17 protein-coding genes and 1 tRNA gene are annotated in these 17,736 nt (G+C 56.9%); 11 read left to right on the top strand and 7 right to left on the bottom strand.

The genetic code is table 11. From position 1 onward, the window contains the following. Positions 1-185: 185 nt before the first annotated feature. The 3 genes from terL to AC2FFF_RS08895 are packed head-to-tail and all read right to left on the bottom strand — an operon-like array spanning position 186 to position 3,472. Complete coding sequence (terL, locus tag AC2FFF_RS08905) at positions 186-1,664, bottom strand: phage terminase large subunit (protein ID WP_282168758.1); 1,479 nt, start codon at positions 1,662-1,664, stop codon at positions 186-188. Then, positions 1,651-2,085, bottom strand: coding sequence for a DUF5681 domain-containing protein (locus tag AC2FFF_RS08900; protein WP_271950126.1), 435 nt, complete (start codon positions 2,083-2,085; stop codon positions 1,651-1,653). The genes terL and AC2FFF_RS08900 overlap by 14 nt, the downstream gene beginning before the upstream one ends. Continuing rightward, positions 2,078-3,472, bottom strand: a complete 1,395-nt coding sequence (locus AC2FFF_RS08895) for a site-specific DNA-methyltransferase (protein WP_271950128.1) — start codon at positions 3,470-3,472, stop codon at positions 2,078-2,080. Before AC2FFF_RS08895 ends, AC2FFF_RS08900 begins: the two co-directional genes overlap by 8 nt. 457 nt (positions 3,473-3,929) lie before the next feature. Here AC2FFF_RS08895 and AC2FFF_RS08890 point away from each other — a divergent pair, with 457 nt between their 5' ends. The 3 genes from AC2FFF_RS08890 to AC2FFF_RS08880 are packed head-to-tail and all read left to right on the top strand — an operon-like array spanning position 3,930 to position 6,249. Next, entirely contained in the window at positions 3,930-4,160 is a 231-nt protein-coding gene (locus tag AC2FFF_RS08890; RefSeq protein ID WP_496677439.1) for a DUF3489 domain-containing protein, read from the top strand. Beyond that, entirely contained in the window at positions 4,157-4,573 is a 417-nt protein-coding gene (locus AC2FFF_RS08885; protein ID WP_271950132.1) for a DUF2924 domain-containing protein, read from the top strand. Before AC2FFF_RS08890 ends, AC2FFF_RS08885 begins: the two co-directional genes overlap by 4 nt. Beyond that, positions 4,525-6,249 carry a recombinase family protein gene (locus AC2FFF_RS08880; RefSeq protein ID WP_496710016.1) on the top strand — a complete coding sequence of 575 codons (1,725 nt, stop codon included), beginning with the start codon at positions 4,525-4,527 and terminating at the stop codon, positions 6,247-6,249. Before AC2FFF_RS08885 ends, AC2FFF_RS08880 begins: the two co-directional genes overlap by 49 nt. Positions 6,250-6,623: 374 nt before the next feature. Here AC2FFF_RS08880 and AC2FFF_RS08875 read toward each other — a convergent pair. Beyond that, positions 6,624-6,713, bottom strand: a tRNA-Ser gene (locus tag AC2FFF_RS08875). A 204-nt stretch (positions 6,714-6,917) separates the two neighbouring features. Between AC2FFF_RS08875 and AC2FFF_RS08870 the strand changes: the two genes are divergently transcribed. From AC2FFF_RS08870 to AC2FFF_RS08835, 8 genes are all read left to right on the top strand, one after another. Beyond that, positions 6,918-8,102 (top strand): SPOR domain-containing protein, encoded by a 1,185-nt coding sequence (locus tag AC2FFF_RS08870; protein WP_281972834.1) that lies wholly within the window; start codon positions 6,918-6,920, stop codon positions 8,100-8,102. Positions 8,103-8,121: 19 nt separating this feature from the next. After that, positions 8,122-9,288: a D-alanyl-D-alanine carboxypeptidase family protein gene (locus tag AC2FFF_RS08865; RefSeq protein ID WP_425595590.1), complete on the top strand. Its 1,167-nt coding sequence runs from the start codon at positions 8,122-8,124 to the stop codon at positions 9,286-9,288. After that, positions 9,285-9,908, top strand: a complete 624-nt coding sequence (gene tmk, locus AC2FFF_RS08860) for a dTMP kinase (protein WP_281972833.1) — start codon at positions 9,285-9,287, stop codon at positions 9,906-9,908. Before AC2FFF_RS08865 ends, tmk begins: the two co-directional genes overlap by 4 nt. Before the next feature lie 10 nt (positions 9,909-9,918). Continuing rightward, complete coding sequence (locus AC2FFF_RS08855) at positions 9,919-11,040, top strand: DNA polymerase III subunit delta' (RefSeq protein WP_281972832.1); 1,122 nt, start codon at positions 9,919-9,921, stop codon at positions 11,038-11,040. Next, positions 11,037-11,843 (top strand): TatD family hydrolase, encoded by an 807-nt coding sequence (locus tag AC2FFF_RS08850; RefSeq protein WP_281972831.1) that lies wholly within the window; start codon positions 11,037-11,039, stop codon positions 11,841-11,843. Before AC2FFF_RS08855 ends, AC2FFF_RS08850 begins: the two co-directional genes overlap by 4 nt. Then, positions 11,840-12,637 carry an MBL fold metallo-hydrolase gene (locus AC2FFF_RS08845; protein ID WP_271950144.1) on the top strand — a complete coding sequence of 266 codons (798 nt, stop codon included), beginning with the start codon at positions 11,840-11,842 and terminating at the stop codon, positions 12,635-12,637. The genes AC2FFF_RS08850 and AC2FFF_RS08845 overlap by 4 nt, the downstream gene beginning before the upstream one ends. 62 nt (positions 12,638-12,699) lie before the next feature. Then, entirely contained in the window at positions 12,700-13,632 is a 933-nt protein-coding gene (locus AC2FFF_RS08840; RefSeq protein ID WP_281972830.1) for an AEC family transporter, read from the top strand. Between the two features lie 69 nt (positions 13,633-13,701). Further along, a complete protein-coding gene (locus AC2FFF_RS08835; protein ID WP_282021415.1) occupies positions 13,702-14,400 on the top strand; it encodes a CbiX/SirB N-terminal domain-containing protein in 699 nt (232 codons plus the stop codon). A 45-nt stretch (positions 14,401-14,445) separates the two neighbouring features. On the opposite strand, the gene AC2FFF_RS08830 is transcribed toward AC2FFF_RS08835, so the two are convergent. From AC2FFF_RS08830 to AC2FFF_RS08820, 3 genes are all read right to left on the bottom strand, one after another. Then, positions 14,446-15,441, bottom strand: coding sequence for a diguanylate cyclase domain-containing protein (locus AC2FFF_RS08830; protein WP_281972828.1), 996 nt, complete (start codon positions 15,439-15,441; stop codon positions 14,446-14,448). Further along, positions 15,438-16,025, bottom strand: coding sequence for a heme NO-binding domain-containing protein (locus AC2FFF_RS08825; protein ID WP_281972827.1), 588 nt, complete (start codon positions 16,023-16,025; stop codon positions 15,438-15,440). Before AC2FFF_RS08825 ends, AC2FFF_RS08830 begins: the two co-directional genes overlap by 4 nt. Positions 16,026-16,146: 121 nt before the next feature. Next, a complete protein-coding gene (locus tag AC2FFF_RS08820; protein ID WP_281972826.1) occupies positions 16,147-17,706 on the bottom strand; it encodes a trimethylamine methyltransferase family protein in 1,560 nt (519 codons plus the stop codon). Between the last annotated feature and the right edge of the window lie 30 nt (positions 17,707-17,736).

The following is a 17,736-nucleotide window of genomic DNA, read 5'->3' as shown; positions in this document are numbered from 1 at the left end:
GTGCTCATCACGCCCATTCGAACTAGCTGCAGCATCGGTAGATTGGGCTCGAAGCCGTCATCCGACAGCATTAGCGATGAGACTGGTTTGTGGTTGCGAGCGGTCATTGGGGCCGCTCTCAGGATTGGTCCGACATCGGCCCTCCCAGCACTATTCAACGAGTTTTCAAGCTTGACGCTGAGGTTCTACCGTCGCCTGATCCTCTCTCGATTACGCTCCCGACGTTCGATGTTGATCCGGTGGTCGCGACCCAATGCCCGGTAGAACCCCAGTCCCTTGGACCAGTTCAGAAAATGCGCGAAGCTATCGACCTGATCGTCGTTACGCCCGCGTGGAAAGGACTGAAGCTCTCGTTTGAATACCGGCAGCCAGGGTGCGTCTGCAGGCAGATACACCTTGCCCTCTTCGACAGGACCGCAAGCGGACTGGAACCGGGTTTCCTTGTCCTTGTCGGGTTTAATGCGTTCGTAGCGCCGACGGTCATCACGAAACAGCTCGTCCAGAAGCGGTTTACCGGAGGCCGCATCTTCGATCAAAACACGATCCGGATCCCAAAGGCCGACAAGCTGTAGCGCCTTGGCTTTCAGGTCTGGGTAGTCCACCTGCCCGCGCCAGACGTCGAGAAGGTACCACGCATTTTCGCGGAATCCCCAGGTTGTACAGGCCGAGAAGTCGGACCGGGGATCCGCTGACATGCCCGTATCCCAGCTTTGAACCACCAGTTGGAACCAGCGACGATTTTCGATGGTCTCATAAATACTGAACCACTCCCAGCGAAGGGGCGATCCGTCTGGTGCAATCGGGTTCTGCTGATACTGGCAATTGAACACGGCTGCGCCCATTTCACGGCGCTTGGTATCCAGCGTTTGCTGATCCAGGCGCGACGGGCAAAGGAGATCACCCGGTTTGCGGTGCATGGCCATTCCACGCCCAAGAGGCACCGTCTCATATTCTTCGGCGATGGCAGACAGATTCAGGTGCCGATAGGTACCGCGTTCAAGCAGGTAGCCTGGCGGATCCATCTCGTGCAACCGTTGTGCAACCATAACCACACGCCCTTCGGCCGGGTTGTCAAAGCGCGACAGCAAGGTCCCCTCAATGAACTCCTGTGCCTTGACCAGCTCGGCTTCGGAACCCGCATCACCAGCTTTCAGCAGGTCATCGATGATGATGTAATCAGCGCCATGGCCAGTAACAGAACTGCCGATGGAGACAGCCTTGCGACTGCCTCCCTTTGTGGTGCGGATTTCTTCTGAGGAGTTGCCCTTTTGGGCCAAAACCGTTTCAGGGAACATTTCCCGGTACCAGCGCGCGGACATGATCCGACGACAATCTTCAGAATGCTTGCGCGCCAAATCCAGCCCGTAGCTGGCAACAATAATCTTGGCGCTGGGTGAGTGCCCCAGAAGATAAGCGACATATGCAACGGCCACGGTGACCGATTTCAGGCAACGTGGCGGGATGTTGATGATCAGCCGCTTGTTTTCGCCTTGGCGGACATTGTCCAACTCATGGCACATGGCACGCACATGCCAAGCCGGATCAAAGCTGCGGTCAGTCCCTTGGTGCAGCGTGTCAAACACACGCCACACGAAAGGAAAGAAATTGTCCCGGCAAACCTCGCGAGCGGCTTGCAGGACCATTTTTGGATCAGGAGTCGTCATCTTCCGCCTCCTCGTTTTCCGGACCACCGTCACCGTCCAGTTGGCTGGAAAAGAAATCCCGGAGGATGTCATAGTCAACTGCCTCCGGCCCATTCACTTCAGAGCCAGCCTGTTCGCTCCCATCATCTGGACCGCCGAACAGATCAGCGTCGACCTTGAGAAGCGCCATTAGCAATTTCGTGTCGCCCTTCAACGCACCGGCCGTGAGCCGCTTTGCAATTGCCTCCGCCTTGGAAATCCGAGCTTCGTTGTTGCCTTCGCGGACGGTGATCTTGGCTTCCAGTTCGCGTTTCAAGCTAGCATTCACCCCTTTGGCACCTTTTGGTCGTCCCTTCGGATTGCCGGAGCGGCCTTTCTTGAATTGGGTCGCTTTGGGCGGCTTGCCGTAGCCCACCTCATACTCTTTCGTATCGTCAGACATGATCCACCTCCTGCTCTGAAGTGGTGTCGTTGGCTGCAGAACGCGTATCGAACGTTTGTCCCGTGACAGCATGCACCGCGCTTTCACCGGTCATCTCCTGCCAACGGTGGATGGCGACATCGACGTAAACAGGGTCAAGCTCAATGAGCCGCGCCCGGCGCCCGGTTTTCTCAGCTGCCAGCAAGGTCGCGCCGGACCCGCCAAAGACGTCCAGCACGACATCGCCGCGATGACTTACATCCATCATGGCATCTGCCATCAAAGCTGTCGGCTTCACCGTGGGATGATCAGCGAGATCCGCTTCGCGTCCTGCCCCAAAGCTGTTCACACCGGCGTAATCCCAGACATTGGTGCGGTTGCGCCCATGTTTGCCCAGTTCGACATTGTTGATATGCGACGCGCCGGGCTTCTTAAAGATTGCGACCAGCTCGTGTTTGGAACGATAAAGGCTGCCCATCCCTCCGTTAGTCTTGTTCCAGACGCAAAGATTGATGAGATCCAAGCCGCCTGCCTTGCCGGCCGCAATCAGTTCTTCAATGTGACGCCAGTCCATGCAGATCATCGCAATGCTTCCGTCCGGCAAGCAGTCAAACAGCCGGGTGACCACGCCTGAAAGAAAGACGCGGAACTCACTGTTAGACATTTCACCCGACGCCATGGCGAACTCGAGATGTTCGCCACTGATGCCACAGCGGACATGCCCATTGACCGGTACGTTGTAAGGCGGATCAGTGAAGATCATCTGTGGTGTCTCGCCTTCCAGCAAGGTGTCGTAGCTTTGGGCTTGCAAGGCATCCCCGCAGAAGATGCGGTGATCTCCGAGAAGCCAGAGGTCGCCCGGCTGCGTGACGACAGGTGCCGCAGGGTCCGGGTTTTCTACAGTTTCAGCTTCGGTCTCCGCAGCCTCGCTCGCAGCGTCGATGATGATGTCGATCTCCGGCGTTTCGAACCCTGTGATATCCAGATCAAAATCGAGCTCGCCATCAAGGCTGAGATCCATCAGCTCGGCAAACTCGATCTGCAGAGCAGCTTCGTTCCAGTCCGACAGTTCCGCCAGCTTGTTATCCGCAATGCGCAGAGCGCGCACTTCTGCTTCTGACAAGTGATCCGCGACAACAGTCGGCACGGACATCAACCCCAGGGCCTTAGCGGCTTCATAGCGGCCATGACCCGCAATGATTGTGGCCGAACCATCCAAAAGGATCGGAGTGACAAATCCAAACTGGGCCACCGACGCCTTCAGCTTGTCAATACTCTTGGCCGCGTGCACGCGGTTGTTGTTGTCGTATGGCTTGATCTGGCTGATCTGAGATTGGACGACTTTGTCCGCCATCCAGATCGGTGTGTTGGACGCCTTAGCGTCGCTCTGTGTATTTTTGGCAGACATAGCCGCCTCCTTTCGTTTGACGCTCGTTAGCGTCGACAAGAAAGGATCGTGTTGGGAATTCGGAGAGAGCACGATTAACAACTCTCCGGACCAATCGATCCGGTTCGTTGCCCCTTCGAATGCTCTCTGCGGAAACCTGTGTTTCCAATGAGTGCTGCCTGCGGGAGCAGTTTCCCGCCCTGATAGTCCGGGCGATTGAGCCAAATGTAGGTGTCATCAATACGAGACGCAACCCCCAAACCAAACGCAACCAAATCGTAACCAATTAAGATTGTTGACGAATAATCGGGGGTACAGCAGCAGCGCCCTGCAAAACACACCCCTTCTGAGGCTGCTCCAGAAAGGGCTGGACTGTTGCTATAAACCACGCATCAATGGTTCTACGCCCGAGCCATTCGGGCGCTCCTCGGTACCGGGGTTCGGCATTTCGCCAGCCCCAGATCAGAGGAGACAATACATGTCCAAATCCAAACAAAGCAAAATTGACAAGTTGCAAGCTTTGTTGCGTCGCCCGAGCGGCACCAGCCTTGAGGCGCTCTGCAAAGCAACGGGGTGGCAGCCTCATTCGGTCCGAGCGGCTCTAAGCGGTCTGCGGAAAAAAGGCGTCACAATTGAAAGGCGGGCATCCGACAAACCAAATGGACCATCCACGTATCACCTGACGGTGGGAACAGGAAAAGAGTCATGACGAAGACGAGCGATGTCGCCGATCTCGCCGCCATGGGTCGATTGGATCTGGTTACGATTTGGCAGCAACTGTTTGATCAACCCGCACCCGCCATGCTCAGCCAACCCTTCCTGCGCCGTTTTATCGCCTTTGAGATGCAGTCCCGCCGTCATGGCGGGCTACCCCGCCAGGTCAAAGCCACGCTGGAAAAGGGCTCTGATAAGAAACCCCGGCCTAAATGCCCTGCCCTTAAACCCGGCGGGCGCCTGCTGCGCGAGTGGAACGGCGTGACCCATGTGGTCGATGTCACCAAGGATGGTTTTGTCTGGAGCGGTCGGTCTTATCGCTCACTCTCGGCCATCGCTCGGGAGATTACCGGCGCGCATTGGTCGGGGCCGCGCTTCTTCGGGCTCACCGGAAAGGCGGCAAAATGAGGCCGCGCCGCAAAACCCGATGCGCGATCTACACGCGCAAGTCATCGGAAGATGGGCTGGACCAAGACTTCAATTCACTCGATGCCCAGTACGAGGCCTGCGCGGCCTATGTCGCCAGCCAGCGACATGAAGGCTGGACCCTTTTGTCAGACCGCTACGATGACGGTGGCCTGTCGGGCGGCACACTCGAACGCCCTGCCCTTCAACACTTGCTTGAAGAGATCGATGCCGGGCGTATCGACATGGTGGTGGTCTACAAGATCGACCGGCTGACCCGATCGCTCGCCGACTTCTCGAAGCTGGTCGAACGGCTGGAACAGGCGGATTGTTCGTTTGTGTCCGTCACGCAGGCCTTCAACACCTCTTCCTCCATGGGTCGTCTTACTCTGAACGTGCTTCTGTCCTTTGCCCAATTCGAACGCGAGGTCACTGCTGAACGCATCCGTGACAAAATCGCGGCGTCAAAGAAAAAGGGGCTTTGGATGGGCGGCAATCTGCCCCTTGGCTATGATCGCCACCCCGATCCAAAAGCAAGAACGCTGGTGGTGAATGAGGAGGAGGCCAGAACGGTCCGGCATCTCTTTGGTCTCTATGACGAGTTGGGGTGCCTGCGCAAAGTAGAAGAAGAAGCAACGGCAGAAGGGCTGCGGTCAAAACGGGTTATTCGGACAGATGGCAGCGTGAAGGGGGATTGTCCGCTGTCACGCGGCCAGATCTATTACCTGCTGCGCAACCCGGTTTACCTCGGAAAAATCCGCCACAAGGATAAGACTTGGGACGGACAACACCCGGCGATCATCGACCAGGGCGTCTGGGACCGGGTACAGGAGAAAATGCGACAGGCATCGAACCGCTCCCGGGTACGCGGCGGCTCCGATGCGCGCCAACGCTCCAATGACCCCGGCGCCTGGCTCACCGGTTTGATGCAGGACGAAACTGGTGACAGGTTGACGCCAACCCACACCACGCGCAAAGGCCGACGATTGCGCTACTATATCTCCAATCGGTTGATCTCGGGCGGCAAGGATATCTCCGGCTGGCGACTGCCCGGCCCGGCGCTGGAAAACGCTGTCATTGATGTCATCGTCAGACAATTGCAAGACGCTGCAATCACGCATCGAGTTCTGGCGCTGCCGGAAGCCAGATCAGCCGAGGCGGTGCAGACTTCAGTTGCGGATTTAGTGACCCGGCTTCAAGGCCAAGGCGGTCAGTTCGGCGCTGATATTCTGGCCAGCGGCAGAATTGCACGAGGCCAGATCGACCTCGAATTGAACCGCAAAACCCTGGCAAGCGCACTTGGCATCGCCGCGGACCATCTGCACCCGGATCTCGCCCACGTCACCGCATCCTTCGATCTGCGCCGCCGCGGTGTCGAGGTCAAGGTCATCGCCGGAGACACGGTACCCCAACCCGACCCCCACCTCCGTTCCATGCTGATCCGCGCCCATGGCTGGGCCCGTGATCTGAAAGCAGGAGTTCAACTGATGGAAATCGCGCGCCGGGAAAGCGTTCCCGGCGCTTTCATCCGTACCCGTGCTCAGCTCGCCTTTCTCTCACCGAAGATTCAGGCCGCGATTCTCGACGGCACCCAGCCGCCCGAACTCACACTCAAGCGCCTGGTCAGCGTGACCCACCCACTTGATTGGGCCGAACAGGAATGTCTGTTCGACTTTTGACACCTCAAGAACCGGCCTCCCTGATACAGGGTTCGCCCTCCCTGATCCGTCGGAATAATTCCCTGTTCGCTCAAGAAAATTCCCTGTTCCACCTTTTAGGGAATTTGCAACATAAACCTCTGAAAAAATACAATTTTGACATGCATAATGTCTGAAATCGAAGCCATCTCACGAAAATTCCCTGTAAATCGCAGGTTATCAGGGAAACCCAGCCCAAAGCGACCCCGCCAAAATGCGCCACTGAGACTGAGGCCTGAATTGCGCTCTGAGTGTACGGCCTGCTCCGTCTCTGATTGAAAGCGCATGCGCCAACTCGCGGGAATTGCGGCACAATTCAGGATCAGAAAAAACAATTCAAGTGAGACAGGTATGAGTGGCGGGGAGACAGGGATTCGAACCCTGGGGACGCTCTCACGCCCAACGGTTTTCAAGACCGCCGCATTCGACCACTCTGCCACCTCCCCGCGTGGGGCCGGGTCTAAGGCTATCTTTAAACGGTGGCAAGACCAAATAGGGAAATCTTGCCGAAGCCTGTGCAGCAGACTTTCCATGGCCGAACGTGCAGGCTATGCTTTGCGTGAAAGACCGTGACAGGCTGGCAGTTCAGAACCAGCGATCGGCGGCGGGGTACGATGAAAGAGGCCCCTTACAGGCAAGGGATTGCAAATATGGATCGAGCGACCACGACACGCGCAAAACCGCGGGCACTGGCGGTTCTGGTAATAACAGTTGCTGCTCTGTCAGGGTGCGACGAGGCCCTGACATCGGGTGGAACATCCACCGAGCAGGCGGACGAAAGCGTGCAGGACGATGGCAAATTAGAGCTGTTTCCCAAAACGACAGGGAACGCGCGTGATGATGTTGAAGCTCCTGATGTCTTCAAGGTCACCGAAGCCGGTTTGTGGGATGGGCGCCCCTCGTTGGGCGGAATCTGGGTCGCGCACCCGGACGTTACACAGCCTGAACGTGTTCGGATAACGAATACAAAGAACAACAAATCCGTAACCGGCGCACTTTTCCGCCGCGAACGCAACTTGCCGGGCCCTGCGCTGCAACTGTCTTCGACTGCCGCCGCGAAACTGGGTATCCTCGCAGGCGCACCGACTCGGGTTGAAGTTGTTGCCCTGCGACGCAAGCCTGCCGAGAAAGTAGAAGAAAAAGCTCCTGAGCCCGAAGAGGTCGCTGAACCCGAAGAGACCCCAACGGCTGAGGCGGTTGAACCTCAGGACAAGAAAACCGATAGCCAGACCACGGCAGATGTGTCCGAAGACGTTGATAAACCAGCCAAGCGTAAATGGTGGCAAAAGAAGGCTCCAGTTGCCGCAGCTGGTGCTGCGACAGCTGCAGCCGTGGCTGAAACCGCAGAAAAGGCCGATGAGGTGGCAACAGAGATTATCGAGGCGGCGCCTGAGCCAGCACCAACCGCAAATCTGACCGATCCCACTGTCACGCCGCCAACCGAGGCTGCACCGAAGCGTAAATGGTGGCAAAAGAAGTCTGCCGACGAAATCACCGAAACACCTCTGGACCCGATAGAGGGCGCTGCAGCGGCCATCGAAGAGGCCGCCCCTACCCCGGCAGCAACCGCAGCCAGCACTGAGGCTGCCTCCGTTTCATCGCTTTCAAAACCGTTTATTCAGGTGGGCACCTTCACAGTTGAAGAAAATGCCGAAGGTGCTGCCGAGAAAATTCGGCGAAACGGGTTGCCTGCGAAAGTTCAAAAACTCGAAGCCAATGGCAAAACCGTTTGGAGGGTGATCGTTGGTCCTGCTTTGACGCGGGCGGAACGAAACGCAATGCAAAGCGACGTCAAAGATCTGGGCTTTTCTGACGCCTATACCGTGAAGAATTAAGCAAAAGGAGGTCCCCCTCGTGCTGTCCTCATTTCGATCATCTGTACTGACCCTCGGTTTGGCTATGTTTGCCCTGCCCGCACAAGCTTTCGATACCCAAGCCCGTGCTGCCTATGTCATGGACCAAACGACAGGAACCGTTCTTTTGTCCAAAGACGCAGACCAGCCGTTGCCGCCCGCGTCCATGTCCAAACTCATGACCCTGTTTGTAGCATTCGAAGCGCTGCGGGACGGTCGCCTGGAACTGAATGAGGAACTTCCGGTTTCCGAACATGCGACCAGCTATAAGGGCTCAAGTATGTTCCTGAACACGCAGGACCGTGTCCGGGTCGAAGACCTGCTGCGCGGGATCATAGTCCTGTCAGGAAATGACGCATGTGTTGTTATCGCCGAAGCCCTCAGCCCGGACGGAACCGAAGCTGGGTTTGCCCGGTTCATGACCCAACGCGCGCAACAGCTGGGCATGAATAATTCGAACTTTGCGAATTCGAACGGATGGCCAGCCGCAGGCCACATGATGTCTGTGCATGACCTCGCCATTCTGGCCGACCATCTGATTAGCGACTTTCCCGAATATTACCCTCTGTTCGCCGAGGAAGAGTTCGAATTCGACAACCGGGTGCCGTCAAATTCGCGTAACCGGAATCCCTTACTGAAACTTGGGATTGGTGCGGATGGGCTAAAGACTGGCCACACGCAAGAAGCGGGCTATGGCCTTGTAGGATCGGCACAGCAGGGGGATCGCAGGGTCATTTTCGTTTTGTCGGGGCTCGACAGCGTCGCCCGCCGCGCAGAGGAGGCTGAGGCCGTCGTTAACTGGTCGTTTCGCAATTTTGTCGAGAGGCAGCTTGCCGAAGCAGAAAAACCGATAGGACAAGCCGATATCTGGATGGGCACTTCGAAAACGGTTGATCTTGTCCCGCATGAGGATTTGACACTGCTGCTGCCTGTTCTCGGGGATAAGAATGTTGAGGCAGAAATAGTCTATGACGGTCCGCTTGAGGCCCCCATCGCCAAAGGACAGGAAATCGCTGAGCTTGTCATCAAACCCGATGGCCTGCCCGAGATCCGTAGACCCCTGGTTGCAGCGGAAAGCGTCGAAAAGGGCGGTTTCTTCGTGCGGATTATGACAGTTGGCGGCATTGTCGCGAAAGATGTCATTGGTAACCCGTTGGGCGCGATGTGACGGCAGGCGGGTTATTTCTGACTTTCGAAGGTATCGATGGATCAGGCAAATCCTCGCAAGCGCGTATGCTGGCCGAGCATTTGCGCGGGCTCGGGCATGATGTCGTTCTAACGCGTGAACCTGGCGGCTCTGACGGGGCCGAGGAAATCCGCAGGCTGGTGCTTGAAGGCGATCCCGATCGCTGGTCAGCTGAGACGGAAATCCTGCTGTTCACTGCTGCGCGGCGCGACCATCTGGAACGCACCATTGAACCCGCTTTGGCTGCGGGCAAGATCGTCATCTGCGACCGTTTCGCCGATAGCACCCGCATGTATCAGGGCCTATCACGCGGCGACCTGCGTGGTTTGGTCGATCAGTTGCATAAGCTGATGATCAAACGTGAACCGGATCTGACCGTGTTGATCGACATGGATCCTGAAACCGGCCTCTCTCGGGCCAAGGGCCGGCAGGGCACTGAAGAACGGTTCGAGGATTTCGGCATTCACCTGCAACAGAAGATGCGGGCCGGTTTTTTGGAACTGGCGGATGAATTTTCCGACCGGTTTCGCCTGGTCGATGGCAATAGGGACATGGACAGCGTTGCCCGCGATGTGACAGATATCGTCATGCAAGCCTTGTGACAGACGATTGATGAACAACGACATCCCAATCCCGGACCAGGCACCCGGTGCCCTTCATCCGCGCGAAACGCCACATCTGTTTGGGCAGGCAGAGGCCGAGCAGGCCTTTCTTAGCGCTTATGCTTCTGATCGCCTGCACCATGGCTGGCTGCTGACCGGCCCCCGAGGTGTGGGCAAGGCGACGCTGGCCTGGCGGATCGCGCGGTTTCTGCTGGCGACCCCGGCTGTCGAAGAGGACGGGCTGTTTGGCGCGCCACCTCCCCCTGAAACGCTTGAGGTTCCACCAGATCACCCGGTTGTTCATCGTATTCTGGCTGGTGCCGAGCCTGGCCTGGCCGCCATCAAACGATCCGTGAACGATCAGGGCAGGTTGCGAAATGAAATCGTTGTGGACGACATTCGCAAACTTGGGAAGTTCTTCGGCCTGTCCTCGGCCGATGGGGGCCGCCGTGTCGTCATCGTAGATTCTGCGGATGAAATGAACATCAGCGCCGCCAACGCATTGCTGAAAATGCTAGAAGAACCGCCTGCGCGGACAACGCTGCTGTTGATATCGCATCAACCGTCCCGCCTTTTGCCGACGATCCGATCCCGGTGCCGTACCTTGCGCCTTTCGCCGCTGAACGCCGAAGATATGAACGCCGCACTGACCCAGACCGGGGTTGAGCTGACTGGAAACCCCGACCATCTGGCCGCTCTGGCCAGCGGGTCCGTTGGGGACGCCGTCCGCCTGATAAATCTGAGCGGACTCGAAATATATGCCGAGCTCATCGTGATCCTGGGCACCCTGCCCCGGCTGGACAGACAACGCGCTCTGGCTCTGGCCGAGGCCGCCGCACAGCGCGGAGCAGCCGAACGGTTCGAGTTGCTGTTGACGCTGATCGACATTGCCTTGTCACGTCTTGCTGTGACCGGTGCGACTGGTGCTCCGCCATCGCCAGAGGCCGCGCCGAACGAAGGTGATATCCTGTCCCGTTTGTCCAGATCGCCGGAGCAGGCACGCCTTTGGGCGGAAACCGCAGCCCAGATCACCGCCCGCGCCCGCCACGGGCAGGCGGTGAACCTTGACCCTGCCGCTCTGGTCCTAGATACGGTGTTCAAGATACAGGAAACCGCCGGTCAGAACAGATGAGCGACACCCCCCAAATCACCGACAGCCATTGCCATCTGGACTTCCCCGATTTTGAAGGACAGTTGGACCTGATCGTCGCAAATGCGGCCGAAGCCGGTGTGACCCGGATGGTGACGATCTGCACCAGGTTGAGGAACGAACCCACTGTGCGCGCCATAGCTGAGGCTCACGCGCCGGTATTCTACGCGGCAGGCACGCACCCGATGAGTGCAGCCGATGAACCGATGGCAACTGTGGACGAGCTGGTGGCACTGTCACAGCACCCCAAGTTTGTTGGTATCGGTGAAACCGGGCTGGATTATCACTATACCGCCGACAGTGCGCAGGTTCAGCAGCAATCCCTGCGCGTTCATATCGAGGCCGCTCAGCGTACCGGACTACCTTTGATCATTCATGCGCGCGCGGCGGACGAAGACATGGCCCGCATTCTGGCCGAAGAATACGGCAATGCACCCTATTCATGTGTGATGCATTGTTTTTCGTCTTCGGCCGAGCTGGCACAGTCCGCCCTGGATCTTGGGTTTTACCTGTCCATGTCGGGCATCGCCGCTTTTCCCAAAAGCCAGGAATTGCGCGATATTTTCGCAAATGCGCCAGTAGACCGCGTCCTGGTTGAAACCGACGCACCTTACCTGGCGCCCCCCCCGTATCGCGGCAAACGGAATGAACCGGCCTATACCGCCCACACCGCCCGCAAAGGCGCCGAGGTCTTTGGCATGGGCTATACCGATTTCGCGGCGCAGACGCAGGCCAATTTCGAAAGACTCTTCACCAAGGTCGCCTCTCACAAGGCGGCGGCATGACCACGCTGCGCTGCACCATTTTGGGCTGCGGCTCGTCAGGTGGAGTGCCACGTCTTGGCGGTCACTGGGGCGACTGCGACCCCGAAAACCCCAGGAACATCCGCCGCCGCTGCTCGATGCTGGTCGAACGTGACGGGCCCGAAGGCACCACCTCGGTTCTGATCGACACAACGCCTGACATGCGCAGCCAGCTGCTGGACACCGGCACCGGGCGGTTGGACGGGGTGGTCTATACCCATTCCCATGCCGACCACGTCCACGGCATTGACGACTTGCGCATGATTGTCTTCAACATGCGCGAACGGGTGCCGGTCTGGGCTGATGGCGACACCCAGAATGATCTTTTGGGCCGATTTGGCTATGCCTTCATCCAACCCGAAAACTCACCCTACCCGCCGATCCTCAACCTCAAGACAATCGACGGCCCGTTCGAGATCACTGGCCCCGGAGGCCCTATCCCATTTCACCCCTTTAAGGTGAACCACGGTTCAATCGACGCGCTTGGTTTCAAAATGGGCAATCTGGCCTACCTGCCGGACGTGGCAGAGATATATGACGATGCCTGGACCACATTAGAGGGTCTGGACTGTCTGGTGATCGACGCGCTGCGCCGGTCCCCGCACCCGACCCATGCGCATTTGGAAAAGACCCTTGGCTGGATCGACCTGTTGCAACCAAAAACCGCGGTTCTGACCAACATGCATATCGATCTTGACTATGCCACGGTCGACGCAGAAACCGCAGACAACATCACCCCTGCTTATGACGGCATGGTGATACATCAGGCTCTGTAGAGCCCTGGCCGAGATCATGCAGATATCCTTTCCCGCGCGAATAACTGTTGCGGAACGCTGACATGCTGCAAAATCTCATTGAAGTCATCCTTCCAGTTTTTCTTGTTATTGGAGCCGGTTACGTCTCCACTCTTCTTGGATACTTCAAGGAAAACCACATTGATGGCCTGATGAAGTTCACTCAGGGTTTTGCAATCCCCTGCCTTCTGTTTCTTGCGATTTCACATCTCGACCTCAGTGTCAGTTTTGATCCCAAGCTGTTGATCAGCTTTTACTCTGCTGCTGCGCTTTGCTTTTGTGCCGGCCTGTTCGGCGCGCGATTGATCTTCAACCGCGAATGGGAAGATTGCGTCGCAATCGGTTTTTGCTGCCTGTTCTCCAATTCCGTCCTGCTGGGATTGCCGATTACTGAACGGGCTTATGGCCCTGAAAGCCTTACGGGCAATTATGCCGTCATCGCCTTTCACTCGCCGTTTTGTTACGGCCTAGGCATCACGGTAATGGAGGTGATCCGGAACCGAGGCCACGGAGGATCGCGAATGGTTCGCTCGGTCCTGACCGCGATGTTTCGCAACGCTCTGATTGTCGGGATCTCACTGGGTTTCATCGTAAATCTGTCCGGGCTCGGCGTGCCAGCCGTTGTGGATGATGCCCTTGGCCTGGTGACCCGCGCGGCCCTTCCCGGCGCGCTGTTCGCGCTTGGGGGCGTTCTGGTTAAATACAGACCCGAAGGTGACCTAAGGGCGATCGCCTTTGTCTGCGGCGTTTCTCTGCTGCTGCACCCGAGCCTTTTCTGGCTTTTCGGATCCACCCTTGGACTGCCACAGGATCTATTCCGGTCCGGAGTGATGACAGCCGCCATGGCCCCTGGTTTCAACGCCTATATCTTTGCAAACATCTATGGCCGCGCCAAACGGGTTGCTGCATCCTCTGTTCTGTTGGGGACGGCAGTATCTATCCTGAGCATCTGGTTTTGGCTGACCCTATTGGGCTGACGGTGCGGCAGGCGGATTGACTTTTACACGGCGCGACGCACCTATCGCTAAAGCGGACAGGACAGATTTATGACACACGCCCTTATCGTTACCCATGGCCAACCTTCTGACCCAGAACCAGCCGAAGCGGTCTTGGCGGCTTATGCGGCCGATGTAAATGCCCTGTGTGCCGGTGTTTCGGTTCATTCTGCAACGCTGGCAGCCCCTGGGGCACTTGACAGCGCACTGGACAAGATTCCCGGCGACGCCGTCATCTATCCCCTATTCATGGCCAAAGGGTGGTTTGTCACAGATGTGCTGCCGAAACGTATTGGTGACCGCCGAAACCCTATTCTGGATCCCTTGGGCGCGGACCCGAAATTGCCCCAGTTGGTCGCGCAAACCCTTGAGGGAACGCTGCAGGACAAAGACTGGCGGTCACAAGAAACGGACCTTGTGATCGCTGCGCATGGATCGGGCCGCAGCAGAAACCCTTCCGCCGTTGCAACGGCATTCGGCGACACTTTGTTGCAACTGATACCACTTGGATCCCTGCGCCTTGGGTTTGTCGAAGAGGCCCCTTCGATTTCTGTGGCCGCCGCAGGAACCGGCGCCCAAACCCTGTGTTTGCCATTTTTTGCCTGCACGGGTGGCCATGTTCTTGAGGATGTGCCGCAAGAATTAAGCAAGGCCAAGTTCAAGGGACAGGTTTTACCGGTTGTGGGTGAACTGCCACTGGTGCAGCAACACATAGCGTCCGTTCTCAAAGCTTTTTCTTCATCGAAATAGAGTCGTCTGACCACATACACTTTGCCGGTTCCTTTAGGGGGAAACCTATCTGTGTGAGTGATCCACAAGCTGCGAATATAGACAGTGGCGAGACCGGCCATTTCGCTTGGCCGCATACAGGGCAAGGTCTGCCGCATGCAAAATCTCAGCAGGTTTAAGCGATGGAAACTGGGTCGAAAGCGCCGTGCCTATACTGGCTGAAACCTGGCACGACACGTTGTCGAACTTCATCGGTTCCCGCAGACGTTCGATCAGCCTGCTGGCGATTGCAGAGAGAACACCCTCGTCCGTCAATCCTTTGTATATAATTACAAATTCGTCCCCGCCGACACGCGCCACTGTATCGTCTCCGCGGGTTTCCTCACCCATGATCCGCGCCGCTTGTTGCAACACATAGTCGCCCGCGGCATGCCCGAATTGGTCATTGACCGATTTGAAAAAATCAAGATCCAGATGCATCAGCGCGAATGGAGATTTGGACGAGATCATGTGATCCAATAGAACATCCATCGCCCGGCGATTTTTCAGCCCCGTCAGTGTATCTGTAAATGCCTTTTCCTCGGCGGCAAGCATCGCCCCTTGAAGGCGCAGGTTCAGAGATCTGGACGCCTCCATCGCTGCCGATTTCGCCTCGACCAGATACAATAATTCGATCGCCAGATCAGTGCCCGAGAAATCCGCACTGGTCAGGGCATAGTCCCGAACCGCATCCAAAATCGATATTCCGAAAGACAGATTGATGACCGCCCCCTTACCTTTGGGCAGCGGAGCGATAAGGCCCTTCAATGCTGTGCGCGGGGCGTCATGGAACCTGAGCTGTAACTTGGTGCCAGCCTGTGACATCAAGCCTGAAACCGTGGTAACCGCCCTAGGGCGAAGCAGCTCAAAGATATCCAGAAAGCTCTGACCTTCCATCGGCTTTTCAGGGCGCAGCTTTTGCAAGGTTGATCCGACGCGGGTCACTTTCCCATCCTCGTTCACCAACAAAAACATCGGGCACAGGGTTTGCAAAAGCTCTGCCAAATTATTCGCGTTCATCATGGTTTTCGCGCCCCTAAATCAAAATGCCGACCTTCTGAAAAAGCGCTTTCTACCAGAACGATTGAGATAAACTCGATCTCACCCTGCTGGCCCTCATGCGATAGCATAGCCAGAGCCCCGTAATCATCAGCCATCGCGCGCAATACACCAACCATGACGCTTGAAAAGCCAGGCAGGCCTGGATGGCAGGACAATCTGTATTCCGTCGATGAAAGCTCGTGCAATTCAAGTGCCGGAAGATTTAGATCCGATACGGCCAATCTGACCCGGTCAGACAGATCATCAAGCGAATGGAGAAATTCCAGATAGCTGACACCGCCAAATCGCAACAGACGGCGCAGGTCTTCCATGTTGGGATGAGACACAAGGTACGTTCCCAGGTCTTCAAGAACGTCACTGCGTGAACGTTTCAGGACCGTGCATACCTTATCCAATACCTGCTCGGTAATATCATCGTCGTAAACAAGCATGGCCTCGAACTCGGCAAAGCCCAGTTCGGCTGAATCCAACACGCGCATCCAGCACGGCTGCCCGTAGGTCACCGCAACAAAGGATTGAATCGCCCGGTTGATCAGACCATGCATGAGAGACCTCAAATTGGTTTCTCACGCAGTGTGCTCTGAAATTTGTTAACAAACACCCAACACGCGGGCGTCACCACATAGAATTCACGCAAGTATCGAAGTGGAAGTGACTGAGATTACGCTAGAAATCTGTCGGCGCTCCGCCTTCGGTTTTGCGTCGTGCGACAAAGTCGGCAAGCTCTTCCCGGATGCCCTCATCCATTGACGGAGCTTCAAAGCTGGTGATGATTTCCTTGAACATGTGATGCGCGCGCTCAGCGGTCCAGACGCCTCCTGCGACTTCCCAACCCTCATAGTTCTTCCAGTCACTCAGAAACGGCTGATAAAACGCCGTGGTATAGCGATCCTGAGTGTGCTGAATGCCAAAGAAATGCCCGTCATTGCCGACTGACCGGATTGCATCCAGAGCAATCTCGTCAGGGCCGGTTGCCGTCAATTCCGGCTGCATATACCGCTGAATTTGCTGCAATATCTCGCAATCCATAATGAACTTTTCAGGGCTTGCGATCAGGCCACCCTCAAGCCAACCTGCAGCGTGATAGACCATGTTGGTGCCCGATTGCACCGCCGCCCATAATGAGTTCGAGGTCTCCCACACAGATTGGCCATCCGGAACGTTTGCCGCGCAGACACCCGAAGACCGCAGGGGCAGGTCGTAAAATCGGGCCATCTGGCCGGTCATCTGTGTCGCCCGCATGTATTCCGGCGTTCCAAAAGCCGGAGCACCAGATTTCATATCCACATTCGAGGTGAACGTACCGATGACACAAGGAATCCCTGGTCGCACATATTGGAACAATGCAATCGCGCACAGAGCCTCAGCCAGGGATTGCGCTACTGCACCGGCCATTGTGACGGGGGCCATCGCCCCGGCCAAGGTGAACGGCGTCACAACAATCGCCTGCCCGCGCCGCGCCAACCTCAGGCAACCGTCGATCATGGGCTGATCGTGCTTCAACGGCGAGGTCGAGTTGATGTTGGTATACATCCTCGGCTTGGCTTCGAATTCTTCATGGCTCAGACCCCCTGCAATCCGCACCATTTCCATGACGTCTTCGACGCGTTCCTTGCCCAGCGAATAGGCATGCATCGCCTTATCGGTCAGAGTCAGCTTGTCGTACAGAACATCCAGATGCCGGACGCTGGCATGTATATCCACTGGCTCGACCGGGTATCCGCCGGCAAAATGGATACAGTTGAAATACTGCGTCAGCTTCAACAGGTTCCGGCACATCTCGCGATTTCCCGGTACCTTGGTGCCAATCTCCATATCCCAGTAGTTCGGCGGGGACGACACATTTCCGAACAGCAGGTTTTTGCCCCCGATCTCGATTGCGCGGTCGGGATTACGCGGTGTGATGGTAAAGGTGGATGGGGCTTTACGCACCATTTCCATGACAAAGTCCCGGCCCATTCGAACGTTGTCGCCGTTGATCGTACATCCGGCCTCACGCAGGATTCCGATTGCCTCTTCGTTGTAGAACTCGATCCCGATCTCTTCGAGAATCCGCATTGCGCCCTCGTGGATCGCCGCGACGCCGATCTCGTCCAACGGTTCGGTTGGTTTGTCGGTGTTGATCGGAGGGCTCCACGGCATCTGATCAATAACCGCTGCGCCCCGTCTCTCGGCGGCACCGGCCCGTCCTCCGCTGCGACCTCTGCGTGCTTTCTTGTCGGTCATTGGACACTCCTCGGAACTTGGCTTTCTAGA

The sequence above is a fragment of the Ruegeria sp. YTSA226 genome, assembly GCF_059609905.1.
The sequence above is the reverse complement of the archived record's forward strand: the minus strand, read 5'-3'. Positions and strand labels throughout refer to the sequence as shown.